The organism is Phycisphaerales bacterium, from assembly GCA_040217175.1.
Lineage (GTDB): Bacteria > Planctomycetota > Phycisphaerae > Phycisphaerales > UBA1924 > JAHCJI01.
Genome location: JAVJNT010000002.1, coordinates 1637924 through 1655630, shown reverse-complemented (window position 1 = coordinate 1655630; position 17707 = coordinate 1637924). Strand labels below are relative to the sequence as shown.

The window sequence follows — 17707 nt, the reverse complement described above, 5'->3', positions numbered from 1 at the left end:
GCTATCCGGTCTGGCTCGGTCTGGGCTGGGGTGGCTCGGGATTGGTCTGCTCGGGCGGCTCGGGTGCCTGGGCCTCGTCGCTCGATTCCTCGGATTCGTCGCCGTCGCCGAGGTCGTCGAATTCGAGCGGATCGAACTGCAGGTCGTCGAATTCACGCTGCTCGAACTCGCGTTGTTCGAACTCGCGTTGTTCGAACTCCCGCGAATCGAAGTCCCTGGACTCGAAGCCCCGAGACTCGAACCCGCGCCGATCGAAGTCGCGCGACTCAAACTCGGGGCGATCGAACTCGAACTCGTCGAACTGCGGACGCTCGAATTGGGGCGCCTCGAACCGCGACGCCGTCGTCGCACTTCGAACGGGACGCTCGGGCGAGTCCTGCCCGTCGGGCTCGGAAGCGTCCGCGGGCGCTTCGTCGGGTTCATCCGGTCGCTCGGGCCGCTCTTCCAGCTCCGGCGCGCGGGTGAACACGAGCCGGCCGACGAGCGGCTCGACCCGCACCCGCACGACGCGGCCGTCTGCCAGGCGCACGACGGTCGCCTCGCCCGCCATGGCCGATCCATCGCTCAGGTACCACGCGAGCACCACCGGTTCGGCGGGCTCGTCCATCGCGCCCAGCGGCGGGGCGAGTTCCTCGTCGTCGGTGAACGCCAGCTCGAGCGGCGAGCCCTCGGCGGGCTCGGCCTCGGCTTGGGCCCGGGCCCGTTCCTCGAACGCTTCGAGCCGCTGCATCTGGCCCTGCCACAGGCGCGTGCCCTCGGGAAGCACCCGATCCTCGTCGACGCGCGGCCAGGTCGAGACGTCGCTGGGGTCGGCGCGCTGGTCGGCGGCGGACTCAGCGCCCGGCTCGGGCTCACGCACGACGAGCAGACTCAGCGACTGGTCATCCTCGGACGGTGCGAGCACCAACGCCACGGGCACGCCCGACCGCTGGGCCTCGGCCCGCGCGACGGCGGGCGCCAGCGTCAGGATGCGCTCGGCCGTGCGGGCGCGCGCCCCGTCGGTGTTGGTGAGCGCGACGGGCAGCGCCAGCGACGAGATCACCACCAGCAGCCCCAGGGCCACGAGCACCTCGATGAGCGTGAAGCCTCGGCGGCGCATCGTCCCGACACCTCCACAAGAAACCCAAGCCGGATCGCCCCGCGATCAGGACGGGCGACCAGAACGGGCGATCAGCCCGCCGGCGGCGGGGCCAGGCCCTCGCTGGAGCCCATGCCGTCCTCGTCCTCGGCCCACGCGTAGATGTCGTCCTCGGTCTCGGGCTCGCCGTCGGGCCCGTTGCTCGAGAGGTCGTAGTAGCCCTCGCGCCTGAGGCCCTCGGGGTTGTACTCCCACGGATTACCCCAGGGGTCGTTGGGCATCGACTCGCTGACCGACTCGGACCACTGGTCCTCGAGCTCCGGGTCGACCGTCGAGCTGCTCCACAGCACGGCCAGGCCCTCGTCCTCGGTCGGGTAGCGGCCGTAACGGCGGTTAAAGTCGAGCAGGGCGCCCTTGAGCGTGTTGATCTTGATCTCGGCCTCGTTCACCTTGGCCTCGTCGCGGCGGCTGAGCAGGGCGAAGCCCACCAGGCCGCTGATCATCACGATGATGGCCAGCACGATCATGATCTCGATCAGCGAGAAGGCCCGCCGACGCAAGGTCTTCGCGGCCATGGGCTTGCGGCGCTGGCCGCCACGTTCGGTCGTGGTGTGCGATCGGGTCTGCATCGTTCCGTCTTCCCTTCGAGGGGCCCTCGCCGGGCCTTCGAGCGGGGGTCCGACCCCGCCGCTGCCGTGCTGTCGTGGATGGTCGCTGCCTGTCGCTTGCGGGCCGAGTGGTCCGCAGGCTTAGTCTACGCTAGCTTATCGCCGGGCGTAACGCGGGAATTCCCAGGCGGACGCCCGGGGCCCACGCGACAGCCCGTCGGTCAGCTGACGTCGCTCAGCTCCAGCATCGGCAAGATGAGTCCGATAGCCACAAACGCCACCACCACTGCCAGCGACAGCAGCATCACCGGGCCCACCAGCGCCACCGCCGTCGATAGCAGCCGCTCGACCCGCGACTCGATCGTCTCGGCGATGGTCTCGAGCACGTCGGCCAGGTTGTTGGCGCTCTCGCCCACCGAGATCATCTCGACCACGTCCTCGTCGAACAGCCCGCTGACGCCCAGCGGGCCCGCCAGCGGCTCGCCCGCCTTCACCGCCTCGCCCGCCTCGGCGACCGCCTCCTTCAAGAGCACGTTGCCGGCGGCGTCCTCGGCGATCCGCATGGCCGCCAGCACGGGCACGCCGTTGGCCAGCATCGTCCCGAACGTCCGGCAGAAGCGCGCGACGGCGATCGACCGCACCAGCGGCCCGAGCACCGGGGCCCGCGTCTTGGCGACGGCGATGGCGCGCGAGACGTCCGGCCGCTTGCTCAGCCGCCACGCGATGGCCGCCAGCACCGCGAGCACGATGGCGGTGATCGGCCCCTTGCTCGTGACGGCGGCGCTGATGGCGAACAGCGCGACGGTAATGGGCGGCATCGGGTCGACCTGCTCGAGCACGTCGCCGAACATGGGCAGGAACAGGCCGAAGATCAGCCCCAGCACGCCCACGCCCACGAACACCAGCACCGCCGGGTAGGCGAGCGCGCCGAACAGCTTGGCCCGCAGCTCGGCCTGGGCCTTGACCATGCCCGCCAGTCGCACCAGCACCGGCTCGAGGCTCCCGCCCTTCTCGCCCGCGCGCACCATCGCGACGTGCGTCTGCGGGAAGACGCCCTCCTGGGCGGCCATCGCGTCGGCGAGTTCCTCGCCCCGGCTGACCCCCTCGGCGAGCTGCCGGAAGATCTCGGCCCGGCGCGGCTTGCTCTTGCCGCGGGCCAGCAGCGTGATGGCGCGCATGAGCGGCACGCCCGCGCGCAGGAGGTCGGCGACCTGCTGGTATGCCGTGGCGAGCTGGCGGGGGCCCAGGCCCTTCTTGCGGAATGAAGCCCTGGGCTTCTGGGCGGTGACCTCGACGGGCACCAGGCTCCGCTCGGCCAGCTCGCCGAGGATGGCCGCCTCGCTGGCCCCCGCGAGCGTGCCGATCACGGCCTGCCCGTTCGCGTCGACGGCCTGGTAGCGGAAGGTGGGCATGGGTCAGGGTACGCGGAGGCGGGAGGCATCGGGGATCGGGCAGCAGGCAGCGAGAACTTGGGAATGAGCGAGGCGATAGATCGGCGTGCGCCGGGCCACGTCCGCCTAGATCGGCACGTTCAGGACGGCAGGTACCAGGCCGGCGACGGTTGCGACGGCGACGAGCTTCAACATCACGATCCGTGGGTGTCGCGTCGCCATCACTGAGTACATCGCTCGTGCCTCACCCGCACCCTGCATCGAAGCGATTCTGGAACGCCAGGAAGTCGAAGATCGTCAACAATCCATCACGGTCCAGATCGGCCTGCGCGTCGCCGGCGTCGAACTGGTTCTGGAAGCCCAGAAAGTCGAAGATGGTCAGCTCGCCGTCGCCATCGCGGTCGGCGGCGCACGCGACGACGGTGACCGAGTCGCCCGCGTACACCAGGTGGGCCGGGCCGGCGCTACCGACCGAGCCGAGGTCGACCGCGTCGAACGTACCCTCGATGCTCGTCGCGCTCACGATCTCGAAGCGGTCGCCGGGCGCTGGTGCGAAGCCGTCGGCGAAGGCAACCGCGAGCGTGCCGCCGAGCCGGATCGTGCCCTGGCCGGCGATGCGGTCGAACGCGTCGTCGGCCGTTCCCGCGACGTCGATCTCCGTGCGCGCCGTCGCGGTGATCGTGTGATCGGCGCTCCTGGGGACGAGCGTGCCGATGGACGAATCGGGCGAGCCGTCGCCCGCGCTCGGTGCCAGCCTGCCGGCCAGCTCCAAGCGCCCCACGAGCTGGCCCGCTCCGGTGACCTCGCCCAGCATCACTGGCGGCGCGCCCGAGGCGGGTCCCACCAGCCGGGCATCGCTTGAGTCTTCGGGGCCGTTCAGCACCACGGCGACCTCTATCGTCGCGGCTTGGGCCAGCTCCAGGCTGGTTCGCTGCCCGCCCGGGCGGTCGTTGACGACGATGGTTCCGCCGCCATCGACGAGGCCCTGCAGTTGGAGACGGGCCCCGTGGGGCATGATCCACCGGTTCAGGAATTCGGCGTCGGCGATGGCGCCGCCGTTTGCGTCGAGGCCCCCGCCATTGCCACCGTCGAAGACGCCGCCCTGCATCGTGGTCTGCGTGAGCAGGATGGCGCCCCCGGCGTTGGCCCGGACGATCGCGGTCGGCGACAGCACGATCGTGGCGCGGTCGACGCGGAGGACGTCGCCCGCACCGGTCGCGTCGAGGGACCCAGTCAGAGCGAAGTCGTCCTGGAGCTGGCCGCGGCCGGATACCACGCCGGCGAGCACGGGCGGCGGGCCGTCGCCATCGGTGCGGAGGCTCGCGGCATCGACGTCGAAGCCGTTGAGCCGGATCACGCCCGTCATCACGGTGCCGCGGTGGAGGATAAGCGTGGCCCCGCCCGCGGCGGCCTCCCGGTTCACCACCAGCGTGCCCGTGCCCGAGACCGTGCGCGGGTCGCCCGGGCCGGGGGCGCCGGTCAGCACCAGTGTTCTTCCGCTGTCCAGCCCCAGCGTCGCCTCAGCGTTGGGCATCTCGACCGAGGCGAGCTCGCCGCCGTCCGTGGAGACCACGTATGGCCCCGAACGACCGAGCACGGCCGTGTCGAGCACGCCGGGTACGAACGCCGGCGACCAGTTAGTCGGCACGCCAAAGTCACCGTCGACGGCGCTGGCCCACTCGATGGCGGTCTGTGCAAGGCCACACGAGGCGGACGCCAGGAGCGCCGCCGAGGCTAGAAAGCATGGACGAAGCTCGGGCATATCTCACTCCCTCGCACGCCGCGGCGAGCGGCGGGTGGGGTCAATGTACCCGAAATTCGGTCGTTCCACAACCCCTTCTCGTCGACGGAGTCCCTAGCCCCGCAGCGCCGCGTCGATCGCCGACTGGATCTCGGCGGATGTCGGCTCGGTCCTGGGGTCGAACCGCGCGACGACGTTGCCGTCCTTGTCGACGAGGTACTTGGTGAAGTTCCAGGTCGGCTCGCCGCCCTGCTCGCTGAGCGTGGCGAAGAGCGGGTGGGCGCTCTCGCCCTTCACGTCGACCTTCGCGGCGACGGGGTAGGTCGCGCCCATGTCGGCGCAGAAGCTGGCGGCCTCGGCCGACGCGAGGGGCTCCTGGTTGAAGCTTGCGCTCGGGAAGGCGAGCACGGTGAAGGGCTTGCCGGCGTTGGCCTGCTGCAGCGTCTCGAGCTGGCCGACCTGGGGCGTCAGGCCGCAGCGGCTGGCGGTGTTGACGACGAGGACCACCCGGCCCTGGAACTCGTCCATCGTCGCGAGCGAGCCGTCGGCCATCTCGAATCGGACGCCGCGGACGGAGGGGCCAGACTGCTGGGTTCCGGTCATGGCGGTTTGCTCCTGGTCGGCACGCTCCTGGTCGGGCCGGTCGTGGGTGGCGGACTGCTGGCTGGTCGAACGCATCGAATCGTCGTCGTGGCCGTTGCCGTCGCCCGAGCAGCCGGCGATGCCGATCAGCAGTCCGAGGCCGATCGCCGTTCCGGCACGCGTGAGAGTCCTGCGGGTCATGGGTGTTCCTCCTTCTCCCGTCCAGCTCGGAGCCGAACGGTCCGTCGGATCGTACTACCGTGGGGCGTGGCACCGAGCGATACCAGCACGTCCCCGCCGGCCAGCGGCACCATCGAACTCATCCGCACCACGCGGTTCTGCGTGAACGACCGTTCGTTCGGGGATCCGGCCTCCCAGATCGCCACCGACCCCAACGGCTACGCCGCCAAGCCGGCCATGCGGGGGCTGGGACGGTACTACAGCGTCGACGTGACCGCCCGCGGCGTGCCCGATCCGGTCACGGGCTACCTCATCGATATCAAGGCGATCGACCGGGCCGTCCGGGGCGCCGTCGTGCCGATGATCGCGGGCGCCTGCCACGACGAGCCGTCGCGCGAGCCGGCGACGCTGCTGCCCGGCCTGGTCGGGGCGCTGGCCGACGCCCTGCCGGTCTCGCTCGCCTCGCTCCGCTGGAACCTGACCCCATACTCGAGCATCACCATGCACGCACCGACCGAGACGCAAGAAGCAACGACCGTCATCCTGCGCACGAGGTTCGACTTCGCCGCCGCCCACCGGCTGCACGTCGATGCGCTCAGCGACGAGGAGAACCAGGAGCTCTTCGGCAAGTGCAACAACCCCAGCGGGCACGGGCACAACTACCAGGTCGAGCCCGCCGTCGAAGCGCCGCTCCCGGATAGCGGCCCGATGCCGTTCACGATGCACGACCTCGAGCGCCTCGCCGACGAGACGATCATCGAAGCGTTCGACCACACGAACCTCAACGTCGATCCGCCCGACTTCAGCAAGTCGGGCGTGAACCCGAGCGTCGAGCACATCGCGCGAGCGTGCTACGAGCGCTTGAGCCGGGCCATCGACGCCACGAACTCGGGCGCGCGGCTCCTCGAGGTCACCGTGTGGGAGACCGACCGGACGCGGTGCACCTACCCGGCGTCGTGAAGCTCGGCCGAGGCCGGTTCGATCGCGACCGAAGGTTCGGGTGACGCGGGCGTGACGGCCGGACGCAGGATCTTGCGTCTCCAGGCCGAGGGGCTCTCGCCCAGCAGGCAGCCGAAGGTCTGCGTGAAGTGGCTGTGGCTGCTGAAGCCCGTGCACGCGGCGACCTCGTTCAGCGGCATGCCCTGGGCGATGAAGTCGAGCGCGGCCGCGATGCGCAGGGCCGTGAGGTACTTGTGCACGGTCTGGCCCGTCCAGTGGCGGAACGTTCGCGCGAGATGGAACGGTGAGACCTCGAGCTCGTCCGACAGCTCGTCGAGCGTGAGCCTGTCGGCGTACCGCTGGGCGAGCACGGCCTTGGCGTTCTCGGCGAGGTCTCGGTGCGCACGGCGCGTGGGCTCGGTCGTGGCGGCCGACTTGCGGCGACGAGCTCCCACGCCCGGCTCGAGCGCGCGGCGGAAGACGTCGAGCACGGCCTCGCCCAACCCCAGCGGGTCGGACTCGGAGGCGGCCAGGCCGTGGCTGAGCCGGCGCTGGTCTCGGTAGAGCTCGGGCGGGCAGATCGCGTGCGTAAACGGCGCGAGCGACTCGGGACGATCGGCCTTGAGCCCCAGGCTCCGCGCGATCTCCAAGGCAAGGTGCGGCGCCACGCTGAACCACTCGCAGCGATCACCGCGATCGGTGAGTGCTTCACGCGTGTACGGTCGCATGGCGTTGTACACCATCGTCGTGTTCGGATCGGCGACGACCGGCTCGGCGCCTTCCTGCGTGATGATGACCGGATCGCGCGCGAAGACGACCGTGGGCCAGAAGATCGGGCCCGTGTTCGCGAAGTTCGGCGAATCGACCGGCAGACGGAACCGTCCGTGCAGCCAATCGCGATCGGCGACGACCAACTCGTTCGGGCTCAGCCCGGGCCTGCCGCGCAGGCGATGCAACCCCGACGCACCACGTTCGCTCATCCGCATGCAGAGAGTCCTTTACACCGGGTTGCCCGTCCGGTCGTGGCCATCCGTGAGCAGCATTTCAACACGTCGGAGCCTTCGGCGTCCCCGGGCTGGGGGCGAGGTCGTGCGGCCCGGTCGGGCCTCGGTCGCTCCGGCAGTCGTGCGTCCCAACATCTCTCCGTCGTTGGGATTCGATCGTGCCGCTTTCTATACATAACGACGGATCACCGGTTGCGACCCGTCGCGACGCCCACCGAAACTGCGGGGTGCGAGCAAGAATCTGGGATGTTGGATGGGCCGCACGCGTGCGCCAGGGCGTGCGGAGCCCGTTTTCGGGCCATCGACGACGCGAGCACGCACGAGCGCGTTACCGATTCGTGCTCGGGCCCAGATTACCTAGATGCTCAGCGTGCGGCGACGGGCTGCCGGTTCGCGTCGATGGCCTGGGCGGCCTGGGCGTACTCCTGCAGCGGACGCACCGACCAATCACCGGCCCGCAGGGCCGCGATGGCGTCGACGGCGGCGCGCGCGGCCGTGGCGGTCGTGATCATCGGGATCGAGAGGCGTACGGCGGTCGAGCGGATGCGCCCCTCGTCCGTCTCGCTGCCGCTGGCGGTCGGCGTGTTGATCACGAGGTTGATGTCGCCGCTGGTCATCATGTCGATGACGTTTGGACGAGCGCCGGTGGCGATCTTCTGCACCAGGTTCGTACGCACGCTGTAGCGCGCCAGGAACTCGGCGGTGCCGCCCGTGCTGTAGATCACGAAGCCCATTGCCGCCAGCCCGCGCACGACGGGCAGGATGCCCGGCTTGTCGGCGTCTCGCACCGAGACGAACACGGCGCCCGCCGTCGGGAGCGTGTTGCCCGCGGCCATCGCGGCCTTGGCAAGGGCGAGCGGCGGCGACGCGTCCATGCCCATGACCTCGCCCGTGCTGCGCATCTCCGGGCCCAGCACGAAGTCGACGCGTGGGAACTTCTGGTGCGGGAACACGGGCGCCTTCACTGCGAACGCGCCGGCATCGAGTACTTCGTGGACGCCCAGCTCGTCGAGCGTGGCGCCCATCATGACGCGGGCGGCCAGGTTGGGCCAGGGCACGTGCGTGGCCTTGCTGACGTAGGGAGCCGTGCGGCTCGCGCGTGGATTGACCTCGAGCACGTAGACGACGTCGTCCTTGATCGCGAGCTGCACGTTCATGAGCCCGCAGACCTTGAGGCTCGCGGCCAGCTTCTGGGCGGCATCGCGCACCTTCGCGACGGTGCGCGGCGAGAGCTCGTTGGGTGGCAGGAAGCACGTGCTGTCGCCGCTGTGCACGCCCGCGTGCTCGATGTGTTCCATGATGCCGCAGATGACGGCGCGGGCGCCCTCGCGCTGGCGCCCAACATCCAGGGAAGGATCGAAGTCGGCGATGACGTCGACGTCGACCTCGGTGGCGCCGTCGAGGAACTTGTCGATGAGGATCGGCGCGTCGTCGAGCCCGCCGTCGAGCCCCGCGCTGTGCACGGCGCTGTCGACGAAGCGGCGCAGGGCCGACTTGGTCTGGCAGATCTCCATGCCCCGGCCACCCAAGACGTAACTCGGCCGCACGAGCACCGGGTAGCCCAGCTCGGATGCGATCTCCTCGGCCCGCTGGCGAGAGCGAGCGATGCCGCTGGCCGGTCGCGCGAGGCCGACTTCTTCGAGCAGGTGGTCGAACTGATCACGATCTTCTGCGAGGTCGATGCTGTCGAGGCTCGTACCGATGATGGGCGTGCCAGCCATCGCCAGGCCGTGGGCGAGATTCAGCGGCGTCTGCCCGCCGTACTGCACGATGGCGCCGGTGAGCTGGCCATCGGGGCTGATTGCCTCGGTCACGTTCAGCACGTCTTCGAGGGTGAGCGGCTCGAAGAAGAGAAGATCACTGGTGTCGTAGTCGGTGCTGACCGTCTCGGGGTTCGAGTTGATCATCACGCTCTCGATGCCCATCTCGCGCGCGGCGAAGGCGGCGTGGCAACAACAGTAATCGAATTCGATGCCCTGGCCGATGCGGTTGGGCCCCCCGCCGAGGATCACGACCTTCGGCGCATCGGTGATGCGGACCTCGGTGTCGTATTGCTGCGTCGCGTTGCCCGCCTCGTCATAGACCATGACGGGGCTCTCGTAGGTCGAGTAGTAGTAGGGCGTCGCGGCCTCGAACTCGGCGGCACAGGTATCGACCAGCTTGAAAGCGGGGATGATCCCGTAGCCCTTGCGACGCTCTCGTACGCTCAGGATGGTCTTGCTGCTGATGGTGTCGAGATAGACGTTGGCGAGCTGGGCGTCGCTGTATCCCAGCCGCTTGGCCTCGCGTAAGACGTGCTCGGGCACATCGTCGAGCTTCTCATACGCCAGCAGCGTGTCCTCGAACGATACGAGCTCTGCAATCTGGCTTAGGAAGAACGGGTCGATCTTGGTGAGCCCATGGATCTGCTCGATCGACCAGCCCATCTTGAGCGCGTATCGCACGTAGTACAGCCGGCCCTGGCTTGGCACCGCGAGCTTTCGCGTGAGCTTCGTGTCGTCGATGGGCCATTCGATCGGCTGACCATCGGCGGTACGCAGGCCGGTCGCGCTGATGATGTGCGTCGGGTCGCCCGGCTCGGCGAAGTCGAGGACGAGCTGCTCGCGCTCGATCGCCCGCGTCGCCGTCAGCCACTTATCGTTGCGGTCGAGGCCCAGGCCGAACCGCTTGACCTCCATCGAGCGGATGGCCTTCTGCAGGCTCTCCTTGAAGGTCCGGCCGATGGCCATGGCCTCGCCCACGCTCTTCATCTGCGTCGTCAGCGTCTCGTCGGCCTCGGGGAACTTCTCGAAGGTCCACCGCGGCATCTTGGTGACGACGTAGTCGATGCTTGGCTCGAAGCAAGCGCTCGTCGTCGCGGTGATGTCGTTGCGCAGCTCATCGAGCGTGTAGCCCAGGGCGAGCCGGGCAGCGATCTTGGCGATCGGGAAGCCCGTGGCCTTGCTGGCCAGCGCGCTCGAGCGTGACACCCGCGGGTTCATCTCGACCACGACGAACTCGAACGCCTCCGTTCCGTCATCGTTCGGCGTCGGGCTGGGGTTCACGGCGAACTGCACGTTGCTGCCGCCGGTCTCGACGCCGACGGCCCGCACCACCGCGAACGCGGCGTCGCGGAGCACCTGGTACTCCTTGTCGGTGAGCGTCAGGATGGGTGCGACGGTGATGGAGTCGCCCGTGTGCACGCCCATGGCGTCGATGTTCTCGATGCCGCACACGATGACGCAGTTGTCGTGCTTGTCGCGGACGACCTCGAGCTCGTACTCCTTCCAGCCGAGCAGGCTCTTGTCGATCTGGACCTGGCCGATCATGCTGGCGCTGAGGCCGCGGGCCACCTGCTGGCGGAATTCCTCGGTGTTGTACGCGACGCCGCCGCCCCAGCCGCCGAGCGTGAAGGCCGGGCGGACGATCGACGGCAGGCCGAGCTCGTCGAGCGCTTCCATCGCTTCGTCGAGGCTCTTGACCGTGCGTGAGGGCGCGAGCGGCAGGTCTTCGGCCTCGCACACCTTTCGGAAGGCCTCGCGGTCTTCGGCGCGGTGGATGACCTCGCGGTCAGCCCCGATCATCTCGATGCCGAACTCGTCGAGGGTGCCGTTGTCGAAGAGCGTGCACGCGCAGTTCAGCGCGGTTTGGCCGCCGAGCGTGGGCAGGATGGCGTCAATGCCCTGGCCGCCGGCCGACTCGTCGCACTCCTTCTGGATGATCTTGCGGACGCTCTCGGGCGTGATGGGCTCGATGTAGGTGCGATCCGACATGCTCGGATCGGTCATGATGGTGGCGGGGTTCGAGTTGACCAGCACCACCCGGCAGCCCTCGGCCCGCAGGGCCTTGCACGCCTGGGCACCCGAGTAGTCGAACTCGCAGCCCTGGCCGATCACGATCGGCCCGGACCCGAGCACGAGGATGGTGCGGACGTCTTCTCGTTTGGGCATCCCGAGGCCACCTCCGGGGGTCATCCAGACCGGTGCGTGCTCGCCGTGAGCGGGGTGAGGGCGCCCGATTCGGGCCCCGGGAGGCATCGTATGGCCGCAGTCTTTGCGCGTCCGCCGAAATCGGGTCGCAAAGTGATGGCGGGCTCAACTCCCGCCAGCGGGCGGTCGATAACACGACGGGCCCGGCACGGACGCGGGCCTCGATCGACACGATGCGCCGCCGGCGCCAAGAGGAGTAGCGACCATGCGCCGACCAACGATCATGGGCCTGCTGGCTGCCGCCGGCGTCGCCTGCCTGCCCTCGACCGCCTCGGGCGATGACCTCTTCCGCGTGCTCGTCGTTCCCAACGATCCGATGGTCGGCAGCCTGTCGGTTGGCGGATCCTCTGTGCCCGATCTCGTCGAAGACCTGCTGGATACGCAGAACGACTTCGCCATCTTCGACGGCGAGGACTTCTCGGCGTCGTTGCGGTACGCCGGCGTCGACGACGCCATCAGCTTCACGCTGAGCGACGACGGCGATCGCGCGACGCTCCAGTTCCTGGGCCGAGAGGGCGATCCGCTCGTCTTCACCGCCGACGCCACCGGTGACGTGGAGGACAAAATCGTCGACTTCATCGAGCAAGAGGGAGCGGACACCGTCGCCGACTTCCTGCGCGAGATCAACGCACGATCGCTCGTGGCGGTGACCGACGGCAACCCCCAGTCCACCACCGCCCAGATGGCCTCGTACAAGTACAACCGCTTCGGCAAGCACCAGGACCTGACACGCCTGGAACGCCGGATCATGCGGGGCGAAGTGCTGCAATCGGCCACACCTTCGCCCGGCGCGTTCCGGGTACGCGGCCAAGAGGGCGCGCAGGAACAAGAGGGGATGCAGTCGGTCGGCGGCGTCACCGGGTTTAATCAAGACGCCGATGGGCAGGGCACACAGGACCAGGGCCGCATGGAGGGCGAGGGCGCGCCCGTGGGCGCCGCCAGCGTCCAGTTCTTCGAGCCTGGCTCAGACAAGGGACTGCGCATCCGCTTCGACGCCCAGGCCGGCATCGCCGACGCCGACGGGCTCGAGAGCACGTTCGTCAACCTCTCGGGCAGCTTCGAATACCGAGTGAACCGGTACTGGGGCATCGCGGCCTCGTTCCCGATCAGCTACTACGACGTCGAGGGCGCCGACGTCTTCACGGCGGGCGCACACCTTGATGTCCCGATCCGTCTCGTCCAGCAGGACGACGGCAAGGGCTTTACGCTGCAGGTCGCTCCCGGAGCGCTCATCGCCGGCTCGGGCAGCTACGAGATGGTCGCGGGCGGCCTCTTCTGGGGCGTGGGCGGGACCGTGCTGGCCAGCTACGAGATGGACGACTGGCTCTTCAGCGGCGCTGCGTCGTACACGCACTTCGATTCGATCTCGCTGGAGATCAACGAGTTCGAGTTCGACCCCGACCTGACGCAGGACTTCGTCCGCGTGGGCGGGAAGGCCTCGTACTTCCTGGGCGACAACGCCTACGTCTTCGGCGGCGCGAGCTACTCGGACTTCCTCGACGATGCTTCCGTCGACAATTACTACAGCCCCACCGCCGGCTTCGGCGTCCGCACGAGCGGGGGCTTCAACGTCCGCCTGGCCTACGAAGGAGACTTCGGCGACGACTACGAGGCCCACAAGGTCCAACTCGGCGTGCAACTGCCGTTCTGAGTCGAAAGACTTTGGACACCAACGAAACCGCCGGGCGGGAGCATGCTCCCGCCCGGCGTTCTTCTCTCAATCTATCCCTGGGGCCCACGAGACGAGTCGGTCGGGATCTGATTACTGGGCGTGGTCGGCGCTCTCGCCCATGACGAAGTCCTTGACCTCGACCTGAGGCATCACGCCGGCGTGGTCGCCGTCTTCCAGCAGGTGCTCGGAGCCGTTGCCGTCCTCGAGCCCCTCTGCCGTCATCGGCGCCAGGGCCACCAGCGGCTTGACACGGATGTCCTGGTAGCCGCGGAAGCCCGTGCCCGCGGGGATGAGGTGGCCCAGCAGCACGTTCTCCTTGAGGCCGATGAGGTGGTCCGACGCGCCCTTGAGGGCGGCCTCGGTGAGCACCTTGGTGGTCTCCTGGAAGGACGCACCCGAGAGGAAGCTCTCGCTCTGCAGGCTGGCCTTGGTGATGCCCAGCAACAGCGTGCGGCCGACGGCGGGCTTGGGCTTCTTGGCCTTGGCCCCTTCCTTGCCCTCGGCCTCGGCCCGTGCGTTGGCCTCCTTGATCTCGTCGCGGGTGTACATCTGGCCCACGCGGAGGTCGGTGTCGCCGGCCTCGACGATGCGGCCCATGCTGAGGATCTCGCGGTTCTTCTGGCTGAACACGTAGCGGTCGACCACTTCCTGCGGCAGCAGGTCGGTGTCGCCGGCGTTCTGCACCTGAACCTTGCGCATCATCTGGCTGAGGATCAACTCGATGTGCTTGTCGTTGATCTTCACGCCCTGGGCCCGGTAGACGTTCTGCACCTCTTCGAGCATGTAGAGCCAGACGGCCTCTTCGCCCTTGATTCGCAGGATGTCCTTGGGGTCCAGCGGGCCCTCGGTGAGCTGGTCGCCCGCGCTCACGAAGTCGCCCGTGTGCACGCGCAGCTGCTTGTCGCGCGGCACGTGGTGGTCCTTCTCGATCCCCGAGTCGGACACGACGCGGATGGTGATCTTGCCCTTGCGCTTGTCGCTGTAGATCTCGATCTTGCCCGAGATCTCGGCCATCACGGCCGGATCCTTGGGCTTGCGGGCCTCGAAGATCTCGGTCACGCGGGGCAGACCACCGACGATGTCCTGGCTGCGCTCGGCCTGACGCGGCTGGCGGGCGATCATCTGGCCGGCCTTGATCTCCTGGCCGTCCTGGACCTCGATACGCGCCTTGGCCGGCAGGTAGTGGAAGTCGAGGATCTGGCCGCTCTCGTCGACCACGTTGATCTGCGGCGAGCGGGTGCCCTTGTGCTCGATGACCACGAAGGCCTTCTTGCCCTGGCCCGCGTCGTCCTCACGTACGGTCTGGCCGACCTCGATGTCGACGAACTGCACCTTGCCGCCCTTCTCGGCGAGGATCGGCGTGCGGTGCGGGTCCCACTTGACCAGCACGGTGCCCTTCTTGACGGCGTCGCCGGGCTTGACGTAGATGAGAGCGCCGTAGGGCATCTTGCTCTTGTCGAGCTCGCGGCCCTTGTCGTCGAGAATGGCGACCTCACCGTTTCGCTTCAGCGAGATCAGCACCTCGCTGCCGTCCTCGTCCTCGCCCTGCACCTCGGCGCAGTCGCGAAGCTCGATGGTGCCGGCGAACGTCGCGCGGAACTCGCTCTCGGCCACGTCACGCGTACCGATACCACCGGTGTGGAACGTCCGCATGGTGAGCTGCGTGCCGGGCTCGCCGATCGACTGGGCGGCGATGATGCCCACGGCCATGCCCTCTTCGACGATCTTGCCGATGGACATGTCCATGCCGTAGTCGAGCACCGAGCAGCCGGTGCGGCTCTCGCTCGTGAGTGGGCTGCGGACGAAGACCTCGCCGATGCCGATCTCGTCGATGCGGGCGGCGGCCTCTTCGGAGATCATCTCGTTGGCGCCGACGATCTGCTCGTCGGTCACCGGGTCGACGATCGAGTGCAGGCTGACGCGGCCGACGACCTGCTCGCTGAGCGGCACGTCGACCTGTTCGCCCTTGTAGACGGCGCGCTTGGGGATGCCGCGACGGCTGCCGCAGTCGATCTCACCGATGATGACCGACTGGGCGACGTCGCACAGCTTGCGGGTCAGGTAGCCCGAGTCGGCGGTCTTGAGCGCCGTGTCGGCCAGGCCTTTACGAGCACCGTGCGTCGAGCTGAAGTACTCCAGCACGCTCAGGCCCTCGCGGAAGTTGGCGCGGATAGGCGTCTCGATGATCTCGCCGCTGGGCTTGGCCATCAGGCCTCGCATGCCGGCGAGCTGCATCATCTGGCTGACGTTACCACGAGCACCCGAGTCACTCATGAGGTACACCGGGTTGAGATACGGCGCGGCGCTCGTGTCGTCGATGGGCGCCTCCTGGCCGTTGGGCAGGCGGCGATCGTTCTTGAGCGTCTCGATCAGGCTCTTGGTCACCTTCTCGCGGCAGCCGGCCCAGATGTCCAGCAGCTGGTTGTACCGCTCGCGCTCGGTGATGATGCCTCGGTCGTAGTTCTTCTCGACCCGGTCGACCTTCTTCTGCGCCTCGGCCAGCAGGTCCTGCTTGTCAGCGGGAACGCGCATGTCGGTCACGCCGAAGCTCAGACCGGCGACGGTCGAACGCTTGAAGCCGATCTCCTTGAGGCGATCGAGCAGGTCGATGGTCGCGGGCTTGCCGGAGACGGCGAACACGTCGTCGATGACGCGGGCGCACCCCTTCTTGCCCAGCGAGCAGTTGTAGAACGCCATGCCGGGCTCGAGGATCTCGCTGAACAGGCAGCGGCCGGCCGTGGTGATGATGCGGCGGTTCTCGGGCACCGGCTCGACCGGACCACCCTGGCTCTGCACCACCTCGTTGAACAGCTCGAGGCGGACCGCGATGCGGTCGTGCATCTTGATCTTGCCCTGCTCGAACGCCAGGATCGCCTCGGAGCGGTCCTTGAAGGTCGGCAGGTCCTTCATGGCCTGGCCCTGATCGGGCGCCATGAGCGTCAGGTAGTACACGCCCAGCACGATGTCCTGGCTGGGCGAGATGATCGGCTGGCCGTTGGCCGGGCTGAAGACGTTGTGCGTGCTCAGCATCAGCACGTGCGCCTCTGCCTGGGCCTCGACGCTCAGGGGCAGGTGCACGGCCATCTGGTCGCCGTCGAAGTCGGCGTTGAAGCCGGTACACACCAGCGGGTGGACCTTGATGGCGTTGCCCTCGACCAGCACGGGCTCGAAGGCCTGGATGCCCATTCGGTGCAAGGTCGGAGCACGGTTGAGCAGCACGGGGTGCTGATCGATGACTTCCTCGAGGATGTCCCACACCTCGGGATCGCGGCGCTCGAGCATGCGCTTGGCGCTCTTGATGGTGTCGGCCAGGCCGTGCTCGCGCAGCTTGCGGATGATGAAGGGCTGGTAGAGCTCCAGCGCGATCTTCTTGGGCAGGCCGCACTGCCACAGCTTGAGCTCGGGACCGACGACGATGACCGAGCGGGCCGAGTAGTCGACGCGCTTACCCAGCAGGTTCTCGCGGAACCGGCCCTGCTTGCCCTTGATCATGTCGGTCAAGGACTTCAGCGTGCGGTTGCTCGAACCAACCACCGGGCGGCGGCAGCGGGCGTTGTCGAACAGGTTGTCGACGGCCTGCTGCAGCATCCGCTTCTCGTTGCGGATGATGACCTCCGGGGCGTTGAGGTCCATCAGCTTCTTGAGGCGGTTGTTGCGGTTGATGATGCGGCGGTAGAGGTCGTTCAGGTCGCTCGTGGCGAAGTTGCCGCTCTCGAGCAGCACCAGCGGGCGCAGGTCCGGCGGGATCACGGGGATCACGTCCATCACCAGCCACGACGGATCGTTCTCGCTCTTGCGGATGTTCTCGACGAGCTTCAGCCGCTTGGCCAGGTCCTTGATCTTCTGCTTGCTGCGGGTTTCCTTCAGCTCCTGGCGGAGCTGGCCGGCAAGCTCGTCCAGGTCGAGGCGATCGATCAGCTCGCGGATGGCCTCGGCGCCCATCATGGCGCGGAAGGCGTTGCCGAACTCGAGCACCGCGGCGCGGTACTTGTCCTCGGTGATGATCGTCTGGCCCTCGATCTTCGTGCCGTCCTCGAGCTGCAGGCCCGGCTCGGCCTCGATGATCACGTAGTCCTGGTAGTAGATCACCCGCTCGAGCTCGGTCGTCTTGAGCCCCAGCAGCGTGCCCAGGCGGCTGGGCATGCTCTTGAAGAACCAGATGTGCACGATCGGGCTGGCAAGGTTGATGTGGCCCATGCGCTTGCGGCGCACGCGGCTGTGGGTCACCTTCACGCCGCAGCGATCGCAGATGATGCCCTTGTACTTCACGCCGCGGTACTTGCCGCAGGCGCACTCGTAGTCTCGCTCCGGCCCAAAGATGCGCTCGCAGAACAGTCCGTCCTTCTCGGGGCGGTACGTGCGGTAGTTGATCGTCTCGGGCTTCTTCACTTCGCCGTAGGACCACGCCCGGATGTCGTTGGGCGAGGCCAGCGTCACCTTGACGGCGGAGAAGTCGTTGATGCGGTCGTACACGGTTTCGGCCATGTGTGCCTCCGGTGGAATCTACCGGTGAAAGTCGATCAGTTCGGGACGCAGCAGAGGGG

Annotated in this window: 10 protein-coding genes; 2 read left to right on the top strand and 8 right to left on the bottom strand. The window is 68.1% G+C overall.

Annotated elements, in window-relative coordinates:
* Position 1: 1 nt before the first annotated feature.
* The 5 genes from RIA68_14235 to RIA68_14215 all read right to left on the bottom strand — a co-directional run bounded on the left by RIA68_14235 (position 2) and on the right by RIA68_14215 (position 5601).
* Positions 2-1099, bottom strand: a complete 1098-nt coding sequence (locus tag RIA68_14235) for a prepilin-type N-terminal cleavage/methylation domain-containing protein (GenBank protein ID MEQ8318601.1) — start codon at positions 1097-1099, stop codon at positions 2-4.
* A gap of 71 nt (positions 1100-1170) precedes the next feature.
* Positions 1171-1707 (bottom strand): type II secretion system major pseudopilin GspG, encoded by a 537-nt coding sequence (gene gspG / locus RIA68_14230; GenBank protein ID MEQ8318600.1) that lies wholly within the window; start codon positions 1705-1707, stop codon positions 1171-1173.
* 200 nt (positions 1708-1907) lie between these two features.
* Entirely contained in the window at positions 1908-3098 is a 1191-nt protein-coding gene (locus RIA68_14225) for a type II secretion system F family protein (protein MEQ8318599.1), read from the bottom strand.
* A gap of 223 nt (positions 3099-3321) precedes the next feature.
* The gene (locus RIA68_14220) at positions 3322-4839 is read right to left on the bottom strand and encodes a GC-type dockerin domain-anchored protein (GenBank protein MEQ8318598.1); all 1518 of its coding nucleotides are present in this window, start codon (positions 4837-4839) and stop codon (positions 3322-3324) included.
* A 93-nt stretch (positions 4840-4932) separates the two neighbouring features.
* Entirely contained in the window at positions 4933-5601 is a 669-nt protein-coding gene (locus tag RIA68_14215) for a glutathione peroxidase (GenBank protein MEQ8318597.1), read from the bottom strand.
* Positions 5602-5667: 66 nt separating this feature from the next.
* On the opposite strand from RIA68_14215, the gene RIA68_14210 reads away from it, so the two are divergent.
* The gene (locus tag RIA68_14210; GenBank protein MEQ8318596.1) at positions 5668-6540 is read left to right on the top strand and encodes a 6-carboxytetrahydropterin synthase; all 873 of its coding nucleotides are present in this window, start codon (positions 5668-5670) and stop codon (positions 6538-6540) included.
* Here the strand turns inward: RIA68_14210 and RIA68_14205 are convergent.
* Entirely contained in the window at positions 6525-7499 is a 975-nt protein-coding gene (locus tag RIA68_14205) for an AraC family transcriptional regulator (protein ID MEQ8318595.1), read from the bottom strand. The two genes, RIA68_14210 and RIA68_14205, sit on opposite strands and share 16 nt — an antisense overlap.
* A 389-nt stretch (positions 7500-7888) precedes the next feature.
* The gene (gene carB, locus RIA68_14200; GenBank protein ID MEQ8318594.1) at positions 7889-11452 is read right to left on the bottom strand and encodes a carbamoyl-phosphate synthase large subunit; all 3564 of its coding nucleotides are present in this window, start codon (positions 11450-11452) and stop codon (positions 7889-7891) included.
* A gap of 244 nt (positions 11453-11696) precedes the next feature.
* Between carB and RIA68_14195 the strand changes: the two genes are divergently transcribed.
* Positions 11697-13142, top strand: a complete 1446-nt coding sequence (locus RIA68_14195; GenBank protein MEQ8318593.1) for a hypothetical protein — start codon at positions 11697-11699, stop codon at positions 13140-13142.
* A gap of 111 nt (positions 13143-13253) precedes the next feature.
* Here RIA68_14195 and rpoC read toward each other — a convergent pair whose 3' ends face one another.
* Positions 13254-17648 carry a DNA-directed RNA polymerase subunit beta' gene (rpoC, locus tag RIA68_14190; GenBank protein MEQ8318592.1) on the bottom strand — a complete coding sequence of 1465 codons (4395 nt, stop codon included), beginning with the start codon at positions 17646-17648 and terminating at the stop codon, positions 13254-13256.
* Positions 17649-17707 lie beyond the last annotated feature (59 nt).